At 45.2% G+C, this 17,697-nt stretch carries 12 protein-coding genes and 1 rRNA gene; 5 read left to right on the top strand and 8 right to left on the bottom strand.

Features of this window, described 5'->3' with window-relative positions:
- Positions 1-182 precede the first annotated feature (182 nt).
- Positions 183-298: ribosomal RNA gene (gene rrf / locus HG547_RS06480) — 5S ribosomal RNA — on the top strand.
- 259 nt (positions 299-557) lie between these two features.
- A complete protein-coding gene (locus HG547_RS06475; RefSeq protein ID WP_169547354.1) occupies positions 558-3,008 on the top strand; it encodes an EAL domain-containing protein in 2,451 nt (816 codons plus the stop codon).
- Here HG547_RS06475 and HG547_RS06470 read toward each other — a convergent pair.
- Positions 2,965-3,951 (bottom strand): alpha/beta fold hydrolase, encoded by a 987-nt coding sequence (locus HG547_RS06470; protein ID WP_169547364.1) that lies wholly within the window; start codon positions 3,949-3,951, stop codon positions 2,965-2,967. The genes HG547_RS06475 and HG547_RS06470 overlap by 44 nt on opposite strands.
- 129 nt (positions 3,952-4,080) lie before the next feature.
- Positions 4,081-5,883 (bottom strand): DUF885 domain-containing protein, encoded by a 1,803-nt coding sequence (locus tag HG547_RS06465; RefSeq protein ID WP_169547353.1) that lies wholly within the window; start codon positions 5,881-5,883, stop codon positions 4,081-4,083.
- Between the two features lie 211 nt (positions 5,884-6,094).
- On the opposite strand from HG547_RS06465, the gene add reads away from it, so the two are divergent.
- Positions 6,095-7,090, top strand: coding sequence for an adenosine deaminase (gene add / locus HG547_RS06460; protein ID WP_011718822.1), 996 nt, complete (start codon positions 6,095-6,097; stop codon positions 7,088-7,090).
- A gap of 71 nt (positions 7,091-7,161) precedes the next feature.
- Here the strand turns inward: add and hemN are convergent, their stop codons facing one another.
- The 5 genes from hemN to HG547_RS06435 form a co-directional block, all read right to left on the bottom strand.
- Complete coding sequence (gene hemN / locus HG547_RS06455) at positions 7,162-8,538, bottom strand: oxygen-independent coproporphyrinogen III oxidase (RefSeq protein ID WP_081990920.1); 1,377 nt, start codon at positions 8,536-8,538, stop codon at positions 7,162-7,164.
- A 257-nt stretch (positions 8,539-8,795) separates the two neighbouring features.
- Entirely contained in the window at positions 8,796-9,263 is a 468-nt protein-coding gene (locus HG547_RS06450; protein WP_037429860.1) for a DUF2489 domain-containing protein, read from the bottom strand.
- Positions 9,264-9,331: 68 nt separating this feature from the next.
- Positions 9,332-9,883: a Der GTPase-activating protein YihI gene (yihI, locus tag HG547_RS06445; RefSeq protein ID WP_169547352.1), complete on the bottom strand. Its 552-nt coding sequence runs from the start codon at positions 9,881-9,883 to the stop codon at positions 9,332-9,334.
- An 82-nt stretch (positions 9,884-9,965) separates the two neighbouring features.
- Entirely contained in the window at positions 9,966-10,604 is a 639-nt protein-coding gene (locus HG547_RS06440; protein ID WP_069453908.1) for a class I SAM-dependent methyltransferase, read from the bottom strand.
- Between the two features lie 826 nt (positions 10,605-11,430).
- Complete coding sequence (locus HG547_RS06435) at positions 11,431-12,054, bottom strand: c-type cytochrome (protein WP_169547351.1); 624 nt, start codon at positions 12,052-12,054, stop codon at positions 11,431-11,433.
- A 169-nt stretch (positions 12,055-12,223) separates the two neighbouring features.
- Between HG547_RS06435 and yihA the strand changes: the two genes are divergently transcribed.
- Positions 12,224-12,883, top strand: a complete 660-nt coding sequence (gene yihA / locus HG547_RS06430; protein ID WP_037424068.1) for a ribosome biogenesis GTP-binding protein YihA/YsxC — start codon at positions 12,224-12,226, stop codon at positions 12,881-12,883.
- A 984-nt stretch (positions 12,884-13,867) separates the two neighbouring features.
- On the opposite strand, the gene polA is transcribed toward yihA, so the two are convergent.
- Positions 13,868-16,636, bottom strand: coding sequence for a DNA polymerase I (gene polA / locus HG547_RS06425; RefSeq protein ID WP_169547350.1), 2,769 nt, complete (start codon positions 16,634-16,636; stop codon positions 13,868-13,870).
- A gap of 385 nt (positions 16,637-17,021) precedes the next feature.
- On the opposite strand from polA, the gene elbB reads away from it, so the two are divergent.
- Positions 17,022-17,678, top strand: a complete 657-nt coding sequence (elbB, locus tag HG547_RS06420) for an isoprenoid biosynthesis glyoxalase ElbB (protein ID WP_169547349.1) — start codon at positions 17,022-17,024, stop codon at positions 17,676-17,678.
- Positions 17,679-17,697: the final 19 nt, after the last annotated feature.

The following is a 17,697-nucleotide window of genomic DNA, read 5'->3' as shown; positions in this document are numbered from 1 at the left end:
GTGTAAGCGTTGTGAGGCGTTGAGCTAACTGATACTAATGACTCGAGAGGCTTAACCATACAACCCAGATGGGTTTTGCTAAGAGACTTAGCTTGAATATGAACACTTAAGAAGTGGTACTCAATACAGCTTTCCGAATTCATTTACTGCCCACATAAGATGGGGAGTAGATACCAAATTTGCTTGGTGACAATAGCATTGTGGTCCCACCTGATCCCATCCCGAACTCAGAAGTGAAACGCAATCGCGCCGATGGTAGTGTGGGGTCTCCCCATGTGAGAGTAGGTCATCGCCAAGCGCCTAATTAAACAATGAAGCCAGCTGAACAAGCTGGCTTTTTTGTTTTTGAAATTTCAAATAGCCTGTTTTTTGTAACATAGCTATCTCATATTCAAAACATCTAAATGTTATTAGATGATTATAATCAATCACTGTCTTAATTTTTTAGGTAGTGCTCTCCAAAATACTCGTATTTATGTTAAGTCTTTTTGCTTAGTCGTAGGTTTACCGTTAGCATACAGGGCGTCTATTTCTTTATTTAAGATCATAAGCTACCAATGCTTCGCAAACTCTCACTCGCCGTATTAATTCCTGTGTGTATGCTGACACTTTATTTAGTGTTAGTGACGGCTGAGTATTTTTATGAGAGTGAGTTGGTGCGTAAGGAGTTAGCTGATCGTCAAGTTAGTCAGATAAAACAGCAGCTTTTGCGTATGCAGGCTGTCGTTCAGTCAGCACAGGCACTGCAAGATATTGAGCGGATTGAGCAGGAAGTGTCTCTAGCAACCTTAGATATGAATGTGATGGTTTATATCTTGCTGGATGCGAACAGTCGGATTCGTTTTGCTAATCATACTGTTTGGCGCGATAGCAATGCGATAGAAGTGATTGATGGATATGATGTGCTTAGACATCATGCCGTAGTGCAATCAGGTCAGGCAAGTATTTCGGTCAATCCAGAAAGGTTATCAATTCAAGCTTATTATCCAGTTGACGCCCAGTATCCTGGGGCCACAGAGCTGCTTTATCTTGAATCTGATCTAGCCCCTTTGGTCGCGAGAGCATCAAGCGAGTTACAACAGCGATTTATGCGTGTGTGGGGGCTTGGGGCGTTGCTGCTTATTGGCTTTACCTGCGTGTTATATTATCTGCTAATACGTCCACTGAAGCTGTTATGCAAATCGGCACAACATGTCGGCACATCGGCATTTTCTACTCAAGTACCTTGGAGTGCGTCCGAGATTTTATCCCTGCAAACAAACCTACAATTGGTTCATGATCGGTTAGCGCGAGCGGTTAAACAGCTTAATGATAGTGAACAGCGTTGGTTATTTGCCGTTGAAGGGTCGCGCAATGGTATTTGGGATTGGGATCTTCGTACTGGCGAAGTGTTTCTCTCTGACCGCTGGAAAGAAATGATAGGTTATCAACCCGATGAACTGGAAGGGGTATTCCAGACATGGGAAACACGTTTGCATCCCGAGGATAGACGGGCCGTATTGCATTGCTTACAGGAATATGTGAGCGGAAAAACAAAAGAGTTTGAGAGTGTTCATCGCTTACAGCACCGCGAAGGGCATTATGTCTGGGTATTTGACCGTGGCATGTTAGTCGACTGGGACCATCTTGGTAGACCGACTCGGATGATAGGCATTCATGTCGATGTATCAGAGAGTGAGAGAAACCATGCTGCGATTGCGGAGTTAGTGAAGCAATCGGCAGGTGGTCATCGGATGCTTCCTGAAGTATTTATGGCGCAATTGTCACATTACCTGACTCAACGTAATAGTTCTGGCCAATGGGGAGCATTATTATTCGTTAATGTCGATACCTTAGGCGTTAGCGAGGCATTATCATCCCACGAACTTGAGCGTTTACTGTCGCAGTTAAGTGCAAGGCTCTCGAGCTACTTTACAGAGAACATTGTCGTTGCTCATATTGAACTTGGTCATTTTGCTCTTTTAATTAAGGAGTTGGCCGTTGATGCTGAGATTGCAGGGCGTCGAGCATTAGCTTTGGCAACCGAGTTAAGACAAATTACGATTCGCCCTTTCCATTATGGAGAGTCTCATTTTAGTTTGAGTGCCAACGTGGGTATTTGTTTATTAGATCCCGTCGATACTCTCACTCCAGAACTCGTGGTTCAGCGTGCGCAACTCGCAATGAAGTGTGCTCTGTCACTGGAGCATGAGGGATGCGCGTTTTATCATCCAGACTTAGCGTCTGCTGTTGATCCTGAATCGTCATTAATCAGTGCATTGCAACATGCGATTACTGACAATCAACTCTCTTTGATGTTCCAGCCTGTTGTTGATAGGCAAGGCAAAATTGTTTCTGCAGAGGTTTTATCTCGCTGGTATTTAACCAATGGTGAAATCGTGCCTGTAGCGCAGTTTATTCGCTTAGCTGAGCATAATGGATTAATCGCCGCGCTTGATTTAAATGTTGCCGATCGAGTTTGTCAGTTAGTCAAACAGTTTAAGCAACAAGGCATCATACTGCCGCGTATGACGTTGAATATAAGTACCTTATCTTTTTGCCAAGCTGATTTTGTAGATCAATTTATTACTTTAGTTCGTTCCTATGAGCTTGATGATAAGCAACTGGGGGTTGAACTTGCTGAGGGTATATTGCTTACTGCTAACGCTTTTGTTGAGCCACGTATCCGACAGTTAACAGAGGCTGGTATTGCGATTACATTAGATAACTTTGGTGCTGGCCAGTGCGCCTTAAGTTGCCTACACCACTACCCGCTTACAGAGGTTAAGTTAGATTTGCATTGTGCTGCAAGCTTGCTGGTTGATGCCAGTTGGAGCCAAGCGCTTATCCAATCGATACAATCTTTTAAACTGCCGATAGTGGCGAAAGGTGTCGAATCTGTACAGCAACAGCAGCTATTTACAACCTTAGGATGTACGCACTTTCAAGGCTACAATATCGCTCGAGCCTTGAGTTTTAATGATTTTAAACAGCTTGTTTGTCCACGTCCCTTGTTGCGTAGCGTTTAAAAAAGTCGAGTACGTAATTGAGTGCTTGATTGCGATAGCTATCCTTCTCCATAAAAATTTCATGGGCAGCACCTGCAATCACTTTTAGTTGGCAATTAGAACTCACCGCAAGATTTTGTGCGGCATTGTCGACAATTTTATCCTCGCCAGCTTGTAGGATCAGAATAGGAGTGCGGATATGTGCCGTGGCCAAGACACAGGCATCGGCCGCATCTAAGGATTCAGTCAACCAGCGGTTAGTCGGTGAGCCTAATTGTAGCTTTGGCGCTGCATCGTACAATTCTCGGTAAGCTTGATAACGGCTCTGGCAATGGGTGAGATCATTGCCTTTAAAGGGAGCGGCCTTATAGTTTTGCCCGCTGAGAACATAGTTAGGCTCTCCACCGTTGAGGCTAGTATCGAGCTTACTGGCTAACCAACGGACAAACCCTTTAGGCATAGGTAACTTAATGCCATACATGGGGGCTGAGAATGCCGCCGCGGTAAACACATCTGGATGTTGTTTGAGATACAAGGTGCCGATGGCACCGCCCATGGAATGCCCGAGTAAGAACAGCGGCGAAGTGGCATGTTTGAGTACAACGCTTTGCATAAACAGGGCAAAGTCGTCGATATAGTCATTGAACCGCCGCACATGGCCTTGATGGGGATTTGCCGTCATGCGGCTCGATAATCCCTGCCCGCGATGATCAATGGCAAACACCGAATAGCCTTGCTGGTACAAGTCAAATACCAATTCTTGATACTTTAAGTAGGACTCAACTCGGCCACTGCTGATGACTATGCTGGCATGGGCCTTGGGATGCTTGACCATCATGTAGGCCAAGGTTAATCCATCGGGGGTTTTGAGTGTGTCTTGGATAACGGTTTGCCAAAAGGCTTGCTGTTCAGAAGTATTTAAATCGTGTTCCGTTGAAAAAGCTACCTTGGAAAACTCTTCCATAGGAAAGTTTTGGGGCGTTTGGCTCATACTCTGTCACACATCTCGGGCAAAAAGGTTTGCTAGAGTGTATCAGAGAACTGGGGCGGGCAGGAAAGGGAGCAGGAAAATACCCGCTCCCTTGGGATGAACTTAAATTGCGGCTTTTTGTGCTTCGATAAAGTCGTTTATCTGTTGCTCCAGCACTGACATAGGCACTGAACCATTTTCTAATACGGCGTCGTGGAAGGCGCGAATATCGAATTTGTCGCCTAAGGCTTGCTCGGCTTTCGCGCGTAGGCGTTTAATGGTGAGCTCACCAATCTTGTAGGAGAGTGCTTGCCCTGGCCAGGTAATGTAGCGGTCAATCTCAGTGGTCACATTGTGGAGCGATAACGCCGTGTTGCTCGCCATAAACTCGATGGCTTGTTCTCGACTCCAACCTTGGGCGTGCATCCCCGTATCGACAACGAGGCGAGCGGCGCGCCACATCTCGTAAGTGAGACGTCCAAAGTTACTGTAAGGGTCTTGATAGAATCCCGCTTCTAAGCCTAAGTACTCGCTATACAATCCCCAACCTTCACCAAAGGCCGAAATGTAGCTGTAGCGACGAAAATCAGGCAACGAGCTCAGTTCGGAGTTGAGTGAAATCTGCAGATGATGACCGGGCACAGCTTCGTGTAGCGTTAGCGCTTCGAGTTCATAGAGCGGGCGCTTATCTAAGGCGTAGGTATTAACCCAGTAGTAACCCGGCTCGTCATCACGATTAGAGCCTGAATAACGGCCTGAGGTATATTTAGGGGCGATTTCGGCCGGCACTGGCGCGATACCGTAGGGTTTTCGCGGCAATTTACCAAAATATTTGGGCAACATGGCATCGGCTTTTTTGGCAATAAAGGCCGCCTCTTTCAGGAGCTGATCCGCACTGGTGGTATAAAACTGGGGATCGGTTCTTAAGAAATGTAAAAAGTCGGCAAAGCTGCCTTTAAAGCCAACAGACTTAATGACTTGCTCCATTTCTTGGCGGATACGCTTTACTTCTTTTAAACCGAGCTCGTGCACTTCGACCGAGGTCATATTTAAGGTCGTGTAGTAGCGAACGCGGTTCTCGTAGAAGGCATCACCATCGGGTAAGCTGTTGGCGGCAATATTTTCCCGAGTGTTGGGCATATACTCCTGAGTCATAAAATCATAAAAAGCCTGATAGGCCGGGATTACATTTTGTTCGACTAAGATTTTGCCTTCTTGGGTGAGCTGTGCTTTTTGCGCCTCGGTAAAGTGGCTTGGATATTGAGTAAATGGCTTGAAATAACTGCTTTTCTCTACCGGTAAGATGTAAGCACTAATGCTGTTTTCAAATCCCTTGAGCGTCGCCTTAGGCGGTGTAATACCTTCCTTTAAGCCTTGTTTTAACCAATGGGTTTGCTGGGCAAAATAGGTCGGTAGCGCCTTAAGCTTACCTAGGTAGTTTTGGTAATCCTCTAGGGTGTTGAATCGCCCTTGTGCAATGGAAGATATATAGGCGTGGAAGCCGCTCTCTGCGGTGATTGGCAGGTAGTAATCCTTGTATTTATAGAGATCAACCTCATTTTGGATCTGATCCTCGAGGATTTGGGCGTTGATTTTATCTTCTTTACTCAGCTTGCTGCGATCCAGTGCTTTCAATTGGGCCAGAATGGCAATTTGTCCTTGATTGAGCTTGGCTAAGGCTTCTGGAGACAGATCTTGTAGTTTACCCGCAGCACTCTTATCTCCCATTCCATAGGCCATTTCTGGGCTGGCACTGAGTTGGAGTTGCCAACTTTGATCCACAATCGCTTGCAGTGCTGGAGCCATAGTCTTGGCTGGCGCCTGCGCTGTAGTGATGGTTGTCGGTGTATGTTCGACAGGAGTTTGAGCCGTGCTACAGGCACTAAGTGCGCAAATAAGTAAGCTTGGGGTAAAGAGTTTATGCATGATTTATCTCGGATATTTTCGTTGTTATTGAAGTCATTATGCCTGAGGTTTACCCCAGATTCTTGTACGCATATTAAGCAGAATTGTGACTGAATGTGAATTTAAATCCTGCCCTTAGCTAAGTGCCACCCAAGAATGCGTGTTAAACTTAGTGTCCGCCCTAGACCAAATAACAAAAGCATTGGCTGGGTAGTTCACATAGGGGTTAATTATGATCAATACATCCATTCCATTGGTGGATTTGCATCGTCACTTAGATGGTAACGTGCGAGTGAACACCATTTGGGAACTCGGACACCAACATGGCATTGCTTTGCCTGCCGATTCTTTAGAGACTCTCGCGCCATTTGTACAGATTCAGGGGAAAGAAACCAGCTTAGTCGCCTTCTTGAAGAAGCTTGACTGGATGGTGGCCGTTCTCGCTGATTTAGATGCGGTAAAACGTGTCGCCTATGAAAACGTGGCCGATGCGGCGTTATCTGGCCTTGATTATGCGGAGCTGCGTTTTAGCCCATATTACATGGCGATGAACCATAAGCTACCGATTGAAGGTGTGGTTGAAGCGGTTATCGATGGGGTGAAAGCAGGCCTGAAAGATTATCAAGTTAAGATCAATCTTATCGGGATTATGTCGCGCTCCTTCGGCCAAGCCGCTTGTACTCAGGAGCTTGAAGGTCTACTCGCCCATAAACAACACTTAGTCGCGATGGATTTAGCTGGCGATGAGTTAGGTTTTCCTGGCGAGTTGTTTAATGAGCACTTTAAGCGAGTGCGAGACGCGGGCTTAGCGATTACCGCCCATGCGGGCGAAGCGGCGGGTTCGCAAAGTATGTGGCAAGCGATTCAGGAGTTGGGCGCGACACGTATCGGCCATGGGGTGAATGCGATTCACGATCCTAAGCTGATGGAATATCTCGCTAAACATCGTATTGGTATCGAATCTTGCCCAACCAGCAACCTGCACACCTCGACAGTGTCTTCCTATGCTGAACATCCCTTCAGAACCTTTATGGATGCTGGTGTGTTGATAAGCCTTAACACCGATGATCCGGGTGTGAGTGCGATTGATATCAAGCATGAATACCGCATTGCTAAGTCTGAACTGGGACTAAGTGATGCTGAGCTGGCTCAGGTGCAACGCAACGGGGTGGAAATGGCGTTTTTATCCGAGAGTGAGCGTAAGGCGCTGTATGCGGCTAAAGCTTAAGTAATCAGCTCTATTTCCCAATAAAAAATCCGACATTTGAGTCGGATTTTTTTATTGGAGATGTGTCAGTGTTAGATCACACGGGAGAACTGTTGTTGACGCGCTTTTTGACGGTAGTAAAGGTCGAAGCACATACAGATATTGCGGATCAACAGGCGGCCCGTTGGGCTGATGGTGATCTTTCTGTCGGCGATTTCAACTAATTTATCGTCGATAAAGGTTTGCAGTAGTTTTAAGTCTTCGGCGAAGTATTCCTCAAACTTAATCCCCAGTTTTTCGTCCATTTTTGCCATATCTAAATCGAAGTGGCAGATCAATTGTTTGATCACTACACGGCGGATTTCGTCGTCACGGTTGAGGCTACAACCTTTCCACAGTGCATGGCCATCTTTATCGATGGCTTCGTAGTAAGGGCGAATGTCCTTCTGGTTTTGCGCATAACAATCGCCGATTTGGCTGATTGAAGACACGCCCAGACCGAGCAGGTCGCATTCTTCTTGGGTGGTATAACCCTGGAAGTTACGGTGCAGTTTGCCTTCGCGTTGTAACTTAGCCAGCTCATCGTCAGGCTTAGCGAAGTGGTCCATGCCGATGTACTGATAACCCGCGCCGGTTAAGGTCTCGATTGTTTGATGCAACATCTCGAGTTTCTGTTTCGGCGAAGGTAAATGTTCATCTTTGATCTTACGCTGCGCGGCAAAACGCGCGGGTAAGTGGGCATAGTTGAATACAGATAGACGGTCGGGCGACAGGTCTAACACGCGCTGCATGGTGGCGGCGAATGTTTCGGGTGTCTGGTGTGGCAGACCGTAAATTAAGTCGATATTGGTTGAGACGAATCCCATGGCCTTGGCTTTGGCCATTAAATCGAAAATAAATTGCTCGTCCTGCTCGCGGTTAACTGCGACTTGTACTTCTTTATTGAAGTCCTGCACCCCGATAGAAATGCGGTTAAAGCCCGCTTCTTTTAAGGTATCGAGCATTGAAAGCTCAATCTCACGCGGGTCAACTTCGATCGAGAACTCACCTTCAGCGGCAAAGTTAAAGTTAGCCTTGATTAAGTCGGTTAACTTCAGAATTTGCTCAGGATTTAAGAAGGTTGGCGTGCCGCCGCCCCAGTGCATTTGGGTGACTGTGTAGTGCTTAAATAGTGGAGCACGCTTAATAATTTCGAGGCTTAAATACTCAATGTATTGATCGGCCTTGTGGGCGTGGCGAGTGATGACTTTATTACAGCCACAGTAGTAGCAAAGTTTGGCGCAGAAGGGGATGTGAATATACAGCGACAGTTTGTCACTCTTACTGTTTTCAATCGCCGTTAACAGGTTTTGTTCAGTGAATGAATCATCGAACTCTAGCGCCGTTGGATAAGAAGTATAACGGGGACCGCTGTAGTTATATTTTTCGATCATCGACTGATCCCAGCTTATCTGAGTGGGCTGCTTCAAGGCGTGTCCTCCGAGGGTAAATTAGCAACAAACGAAGTATGCAAGGTTCTTAGGTAAATAACCTTGATCTAGGTTGTAAAAATGATGTCTGCCATTTTAGAAGTTACGCAATATCTATGAAAAAAGAGCGTGTGTCTGTCGTTTTTTGGAGGTTTTGTGCACAGGCTCACGGGAAGTCGCACTCTATGTGATGAACGGATTTAAATTGATCGCCTCGAAACCGATCCAAATTTGGCTTCGAGGCGGAGTAAGCGTTTTTAGTGCGGTGCTTTTAGCTGATAAGTCGACAGCTTTTTAGCATCTTCGTTAATACCTTCGGCAAGCTCAGCTTCAGATTTCATTCGTGTAAAATCGAGTTTCATTCGATCTTGCTTTGGCAGAGCTTGGCGAGCTTCCATAATCGGATGATTTTTAATTAACTCAAAATGTTGGAAGAGTGCAGGAAACTCTGGTGCGACTCGCTCGCTGAGGGATAAAATCTCAAACAAACGCCCAATCCTGACCACGCCTTCGGAGATTTCACAGCGGTCTTCAATCATGGCTGTCGCAATATAGCGGATATCTTCGAGTACTTGGGCTCGTTTGGCATTAGCAGCCACTTCGCGCTCGGCAAAAAGCGCTTGTTGACGGTGTTTTTGTTGCTTGAGTTTGAGGAGTAAAAAAGTGGCGTAGCTACTGAGGGCAACAATAATGATAAAACCAAGAACGATAAGAGTGGTAGACACGAGAACTCCTTGTTCAGACAGCATAAAAACAAAACATAATCGTTTTGTTTTTATGCATATTCTAAGATTTAAAACTTATCTTGATAATCTTTTAGCAGTTCGGCACCGGATTCAAAGCGATCGAATAGGTCGTCATCTGAATCAGCTTTAGATTTCGCTGGCACTTCATCTTCTAGCTCATCGTTAATACCCAGTTTAATCATCAGGGCTTCAATCTTATTCAGCTGCTGATCTAACCATTTTTGATCGGCATCATTTAAGTTGCGACCTTCTTCTAGCATATCGAGCAACTGATTTAGTCTTGGATCTTCTTCCAGCTTCAGTAATTTTTGCTCGTCAGTTAACTTTGGCTGCTTAACCTTTGGCGTAGCTGGCTTTTCTGTCGCGGTTGGCAACGTCAAAGCCACAGGTTTTTTACTGCCATGGCGAGGATCTTTGCTCTGTGCAGCCTTTTTCTGTGGTGCTTGAGCCTGGATCAGCGCTTCATTATGACGACTGCCAGACTTGTTACCCTTTTCTGCGCGCTTGCCTGTTACTTCAGCACGGTCCTGCTTTTTCACTCTTGGCTGTTGTTTGGGGCTATTCTCGCCGCCCTTGCGTGTTTTCTTGCTACGAGACATGATTTTCTCAATTATTTACATCGTATGGCCTAGCCGATACTGGATCGACTAAGTGCTAAATTCGGTCGGCTATTATACCAGATTATGATGTTTTTTGCATCAAAACGAGGTCTTTCGCGGCAAATAATAGTTCAAAATCACTATTACTCGCTAGGTATTCAAAAGTTAGTCTTTGGTAAAAACTCACGTGAGTGAGATTGTTTTTATAATGCCACTTAGCAAAACCTTCTAAATCAATTAATAAAGGAGTACTAATTGCTAACCAGCCTCCTGGTTTAAGCAAGCGGGTCAGTAATCTCCATTCTTTGAAGGGATACTGAAAATGCTCAAATACTCGGTAGCAGCAAATAAAATCATACTCTTGCTTTAGAGGTTCATGGTCAGGAGCAAAGAAAGGGTCATATTGCTTGAAGGTGTGCCCCGCCGACTCAATGGTCGCCAGACTGGTTTGATCTAACACGCGTCCAAAATTTAAGCCCGTAAGGCTACCTTTTTGCTGCAGTTGTATTTGTGTCAGTAGCGGCAAAATAAATTGCGAGAGTTGGCGCTGTTTGGAGGCAATCCGCGAACGGCCATAGCGCTGTTTTTCTGCCGCAGGAGGAAGATGGCTATTTGCATCAGCAAAAGTGAGTCCGCATGTCTGGCAAATATAAAAACACCGTTTTTTGTCCTGTAGGAGCAACAGTGTTTGTGTGCTATGACAAAGGGGACATCTGCGCATTGAGTCAACTGATAAAAGATTAAGGCTTTGATTGTAACAATTATATTTGCAGAGTGCACTTTCTAGACAAAGTGCGTTTTGACTGAAAATCACAAAGAAAAAAGGCGGCAGTTAAACTGCCGCCTTACAAACAGTGCATTTTAGCACCCTATTCTGATTCCAAGTATCCGTACTTGCTATGCGACTTTCCCGGTCGGTATCCTTCTTTTTTTTTACTGCTTTCCCTGCGTGTTTTTGTTAGCGGTCTTCCAGACTCTTAATTCTTTCCTGTCGCCATCCTGACCACAGTTTCCGTAGATGGTCTCAAGACACATCTTTTATAGCAGCGTCATCAATGACGTTAAATCAACCATCCTTGTTACTTGAAGTACCTTCCAGTGATAACAAGCTTCCAGCCAGTGCATCCAAAGCGATTAGCTTCCTTTGCTACAGTTTACATCATGTAAAACTGTGTCCTGATGGGGCAAGTTACCCTGAATGTAAGGCGTTTTGCTTTCGCAAATTGGCGTTATCGGCCGTCCCTTACAAAAATGTACTGACCTGGATTTCAAAGCGAAATCACTGCTCTTGTTATTATTAGAGAGTGGTCTTAGTTATATTGTTGTTATTGAGAGTCTTTATTCTTATATCTTGAATGTTAATTATACCGAAATCTGTAAGTTATTATTAATTTATTTGTACAAACAGATGGGTTTATCTCGGCACGGGGCTTATTAAACCCAAATCTGTGATCCATGTCAAGCGCGAATCTTCGTCAGTTTACGTTAACGTAAACTTGGCAGTGTAAAAAAAGGGTGACAACACCCCCTTTTTACATCGCTAAACCTTATTTCAGGCTAGCAAGATATCTAGATAGTGCATCGATATCGCTGTCATTTAACTTCTTAGCGACATCTTGCATTATACCGTTTAGGTCATTGTGACGACCTGCATCACGGAACTTAGTCAGTTGGATCTTGATATAGTTAGCGTGTTGACCGGCTAATGCTGGGAAACCAGCTGATTCAGCACCTTTACCATCTGGGCCGTGGCATGCCATACAAGCAGTGATGCCGCGTGACACATCGCCACCTTTGTAAAGTTTTGCACCTAGCTCAGGAACATCTTTCACCTCAGCAACTTGGATTGCTTGAGTAGAGAAATATGCAGTAATGTCGAGAATATCTTGATCACTAAGAGGCATTGCCATACCACTCATGATAGGATCCATACGACCATCTTTACCGCCAGATTGTGCAGCACTACGGAAATCATGTAGTTGCTTTTGGAGGTATGTGGCGTGTTGGCCCGCAAGCTTAGGGTACATATCGATCATGCTGTTACCGTCCATACCGTGACAGGCAGAACAGACGATAATTTTAGTTTTTCCCGCTTCAGCATTACCTTCAGCAATCGCAGGTGAAGATATGGCGGCAACTACAACAGACAGCGCAAGAGCTAACTTTTTCATGGCGTTCCAACTTCTGGTTAAGATTATTATCCTGAGCTTACTAGGGTGACCCGCAAGCGTGGTAAAATATGTTTAATGTGATCGGGGTAATATTTTACACGAAAACGTGGAAAAGTAAGCAATTCTTCATAAATTATGGTATTGCGCAGTAAATATATTGGAGTAAATAGTGACTGAATCTCATATAGATTTTCGCAGGGCGAAGTTTTTAATCAGTGCACCTGACATTGCACATTTGGATCAATATCTGCCCGGCGACGTTGGTGTTGAGATTGCTTTTGCTGGTCGCTCCAATGCCGGAAAATCAAGTGCACTCAATGCATTAACTGAGCAGAAAAACTTAGCGCGTACCAGTAAAACGCCAGGTCGCACTCAGCTGATCAACGTATTTGAACTCGATGCGCAGCGCCGATTAGTCGATTTACCGGGTTATGGTTTTGCCCAAGTGCCATTAGCCATGAAGATTAAATGGCAACAATCTCTAGGCGAGTATTTACAGAAGCGTGCGTGCTTAAGTGGCGTTGTGGTATTGATGGATATCCGTCATCCCCTAAAAGATCTGGATATGCAGATGATCGAATGGGCGGTTGCGAGTGAAATTCCAGTACTCGCATTACTGACTAAGTCCGATAAATTGGCGCAAAGTGCGAAGATGAAAACCGTAAACGAAGTGCGTAAAGCGCTGGTTGAGTTTGGTGATTGGGTACAGGTTGAACCTTTTTCTGCGCTCAAGGGCACGGGCAAACCTAAAGTGCTCAGTATCTTAAATGAATGGTGTCATCCGCAATGGTTGGCCGATGAGTTAGAAAACCAAGACGGCGCCGAGTAAGTCTTTTGCTTTATGGTCGGATGCCTTGAGTGCATTCGGCCATCTTCCCCTGCGATATCCCGTTATATTCCCTTATAAAACAATCGATTTCTACCTCTCAAATTTTGGGCAAAAAAATAGCCGATAACATTAGTCACCGGCCAAAATTTTAGCTCTTTTGGGGAGAAGCTAAATTCAACAAGACTCAAGCACCATCAAATTACCTTCAATGGTTCTCAATGAAGACAGCATACATCGAATTTACCTTTTATTAAAGTAAATACTCTAAAATTTACTCGCCTTTGTTGAAATCATCCCTAGGCCGAAAAAAGAGCAAAAAAAAGCCCCAGCAAACAAGTTGCTGGGGCGCCAGAATTTGGCTCGTCACTATAAGTGAAATAAAGGTCTGAAAGATAGAACATCTTAACCTCTGTACCCTACGCAGAGAATAATACGCTATTTATCTTTAAATGGAAAACAGTTTTTTTGAAAAAGTGATAATTGTGTGCGATAGATCTCAAGTTTTAGGTGAAAAAAACAGCGGAGTTTGATCTAAACTTTTCACAAAGAGTATCTAAACCACTGTTTTAGCTAAATAGACTGTATTTTTAGTACAGAATTGATCAATTCTTCAGATTTAATGTTTTTACTCTATTTTGATGATTGTTCTTGGTTGTATCCATCAGCGAACGATTGTTTAGGCTTGTGTGGAGTGTCTCGCGGATAGCAGGTTGTGCTTATGCCGGCGTTAAAGCAGCGAGAATTGAGGGGAGATTACATGTAGTGACTGAGAGCATTGTATAGTCAAATGCTGTTTCCCGCTCTTAAGGCGACTTAGCCCTTAAGGTTTTCGCCTACGTAAGTAACTTCTCGCCATGTTGTCCTCTGTGGCGTCGATTTTAGCGGTATATAAAAGTTGCACCAAATATAAAGGCCCATCCGATAATGGATGAGCCTTGTTTGGGTAAAACTCAATGTTAGAAGCTAAAGGCTTAATTTTGAATGCTAGTGGGCTTGATCCCAGTTATCACCAATGCCGGCTTCGGCTAGGAGTTCTACATCCAGATTGGCCGCTTTCGCCATGAGTTCACACACCTTGAGCTTGAGTTTTTCAGCTTTATCGGCATCGACTTCGAACACTAATTCGTCGTGCACTTGCATGATCATGGCGATTTCACCTTGGGTATCAGTTTTTATCCAATCGGCAATGCTGATCATGGCTTTTTTAATGATATCCGCGGCGGTGCCTTGCATTGGGGCGTTAATCGCGGCTCTTTCTGCTGCTTGGCGGCGCATTGCATTACGGTCGCGAATTTCGGGTAAATACAAACGGCGACCAAATAGCGTAGAGACATAGCCTAGCTCTGCTGCACTGGCTCGTGTTTCTTCCATATACCTTAATACGCCAGGATAGCGGGCGAAGTAAGTATCTATATAGGTTTGTGCCTCGTTGCGGGGGATGTCGAGCTGACGCGCCAATCCAAAGGCGGACATACCATAGATCAGGCCAAAGTTAACGGCTTTGGCGCGGCGACGCTGCTCCGAGGTTACGCTGTCAAAGTCGGTGCCAAATACTTCGGCGGCGGTGGCTCTGTGAATGTCTTTGCCTTCGGCGAAGGCTTTGAGCAAGCCTGCGTCTTGGGATAAATGCGCCATGATCCGCAATTCAATCTGCGAATAGTCGGCGGCTAAAATCTTACGTCCCTGCGGAGCAATAAAGGCTTGGCGAATACGACGACCTTCCTCGGTGCGGATAGGAATATTCTGTAGGTTTGGTTCGCTCGAGGATAAACGCCCCGTTGCGGCGTTGGCCTGATGGTAGCTTGTGTGTACTCGGCCCGTTTTAGCGTTCACCATTAAAGGTAACTTATCGGTATAAGTACTCTTTAACTTGGTCAGGCTGCGATGCTCAAGGATCACCTTAGGCAGAGGAAAATCTAATGCCAATTCGACCAGCACTTCTTCGGCGGTGGATGGTGCACCCTTAGGTGTCTTTTTGATAACCGGATAACCCAGCTTTTCAAAAAACAGCACTTGCAGTTGCTTTGGTGAACTTAAATTGAATTTTTCACCAGCAATATCATAAGCTTTAGTTTCTAACTCATCGATTTTACGGGCAAGTTCATCACTCTGTTGACCAAGCAACATACTATCGATAAACACACCTTGGCGTTCAATATCGGACAGAATTTGGATCAGCGGCAGTTCAATATCGGTAAAAACTGAGGCTAATTCAGCTTCTTTTTCGAGTCTTGGCCACAGGTGTTGATGTAGGCGTAGCGTAATATCGGCATCTTCCGCCGCATAGGGAGCTGCTGTTTCCAACGGAATTTGGTTAAAGGTTAGCTGTTTAGCACCTTTACCTGCGATATCTTCAAAGGCGATATTTTTATGGCCCAGATATTTTAGCGCCAACCCATCCATATCATGGCGTGAGGCGATCGAGTTAAACACATAGGATTCGAGCATAGTGTCGAATACCACGCCTTGGAGTTTTATGCCTGCATTGGCCAATACGCTGATGTCATATTTCAGATTTTGACCGACTTTTTTGATCTTGGCATCTTCGAGTAAGGGGCGCAGTTTTTCGAGTGCAGTCTGCTTATCTAATTGTTGAGGTGCGCCAACATAGTCGTGGGCTAAAGGCAGATAAGCGGCTTTTCCTGCTTCCACTGCGAAGGACATGCCAACAAGTTCCGCAACCATATAGTCGAGGCTGGTGGTCTCGGTATCCACGGCCATTAATGGCGCTTGTTTGAGTTTGGCAATCCACTCATCAAGCTGAGCTTCGGTCAGAATCGTATCGTATTGGGTTTCAATCGTGACGCTGGGCGCTGATTCTTCTTGGGTCTCTGTTGTTTCAGCTTTTACTGCGACCGTTGTTGGCGCCTTATTATCTAAGACTTCGGCAAGCCAGCGTTTAAACTCCATCTCGCCGTAGCATTTGATCAGTTCGTCTCGATCAGCAGGTTTGGCGGTGAGCTCATGCCAATCATGTTCGAGTTCAACATCGGTTTTAATGGTGGCAAGCTCATAGGACAGCTTTAGCATGTCGGCATTGTCGATGATCTTCGCCGCCATGGTTTTTGCGCCCCTAAAGCCTAATTCGGTGACTTTTTCGGGCTCTGCAAGCAAATTGGCTACACTACCCGCCCCCGTGAGCATAGCTAATGCGGTTTTTTCGCCAACACCAGGTAAACCGGGAATGTTATCCGCCTTATCGCCCATCAGCGCTAAGAAATCGATAATTCTGTCTGGACCTACACCATATTTAGCCGCAACTTCTTCAGGGCCCATAATGGTATCTGTCATGGTGTTGATCAGCGTGATATTGTCATCAACCAGCTGCGCCATATCTTTATCGCCTGTACTGATGAGTACGGCGCGGTTTTCGCGGCTCGCTTGGCGAGCGATAGTGCCGATAACATCATCTGCCTCAACACCTGGGATAGAAATTAAGGGCAAGCCTAAGGCACGGATAATACGGTGCAGGGGTTCAATTTGTGAGCGCAGGTCATCCGGCATCGGTGGTCGATGCGCCTTGTATTCTTCATATAAGTCATTGCGGAAAGTTTTGCCTTTAGCATCGAACACCACAGCGATATGACTAGGTTGATAACGGCTTAATAAGCTGCGGAGCATATTCACTACGCCATAAACTGCACCAGTAGCTTCGCCCTTAGAGTTTGTCAGGTGAGGAGGCGCATAATAGGCGCGATATAAATAAGAAGATCCATCCACAAGGACAAGTGGGTTATTGGCTATGGTCGGCATAAGTAATTTTCGTTTATCGATGACTTAGATGGCGCTAAGCATGCCACAGAAGTGGTATTTCAGCCATGGCAAATTGACCCTCAGCCTGTGGATAACTCTGTGAGTGAAAAAGTCAACTGTGAATAATGGCGATAATTACGGCTTGGTGCGATATTTTTAAGTTGTTGATTTTTATGTTTTTATAATATTTGTGTGAGTTCAATACTGTTTCTTGAAAAATCTTCCTGATTTGTGGATTTTTTATTGACTCCGTAAAATACCTAGAGGCTGGCTTAATTTTCACCGACCCTTAGATTCGACGAACTAAGTTAGCACGATTTTTAAGCAGATCAACCATTTTGTTTACAGTTTGTTAAAACCAAATGACATAAGAAGGATATTTATAATGAAAAAAATCGCAGTATTACTCAGTGGGTGCGGTGTTTTCGATGGAACAGAGATCCATGAATCGGTTTTAACGTTATTATCTCTATCGAAAGCTGGGGCTCAATATCAGTGTTTTGCTCCTGATATCAATCAGCTGCATGTTGTTAATCACTTCACCGGCGAAGTAGACAAGTCGGCGACACGAAATGTGCTGGTTGAATCGGCGCGTATCGCCCGCGGCGAAGTAAAGGCAACGACTGAACTCGATATCAGCGACTTTGATGCGCTAGTTATCCCTGGCGGTTTTGGGGCGGCGAAAAATCTGTGTAACTTCGCCACTAATGGCAGTGAGTGTGAAGTGAATCCACTCGTTACTGATTTTATTAATGAATTTATTCTTGCGAAAAAGCCCGTCGGCTTTATTTGCATCGCACCTATGATGATCCCGCGTTTATATGGGCACGGCGCTAAGGGCACTATCGGTAATGATGTGGATTCGGTGGCAGCCTTTAATCTGATGGGCGGCAATCATCAGGCGGCGACTGTGCATGATATCGTGGTGGATGAGGATAATAAGATTGTTAGTACGCCCGCTTATATGTTGGCGGGGAATATTGCTGAGGCACACTCTGGCATCGAGAAGCTGGTCGCCAAAGTGCTAGAATTGGCCAAGTAATTACGCCTAAACACAGCAG

This window comes from Shewanella sp. DNRA4 (assembly GCF_012843185.1).
GTDB lineage: Bacteria > Pseudomonadota > Gammaproteobacteria > Enterobacterales > Shewanellaceae > Shewanella > Shewanella xiamenensis.
The sequence above is the reverse complement of the archived record's forward strand: the minus strand, read 5'-3'. Positions and strand labels throughout refer to the sequence as shown.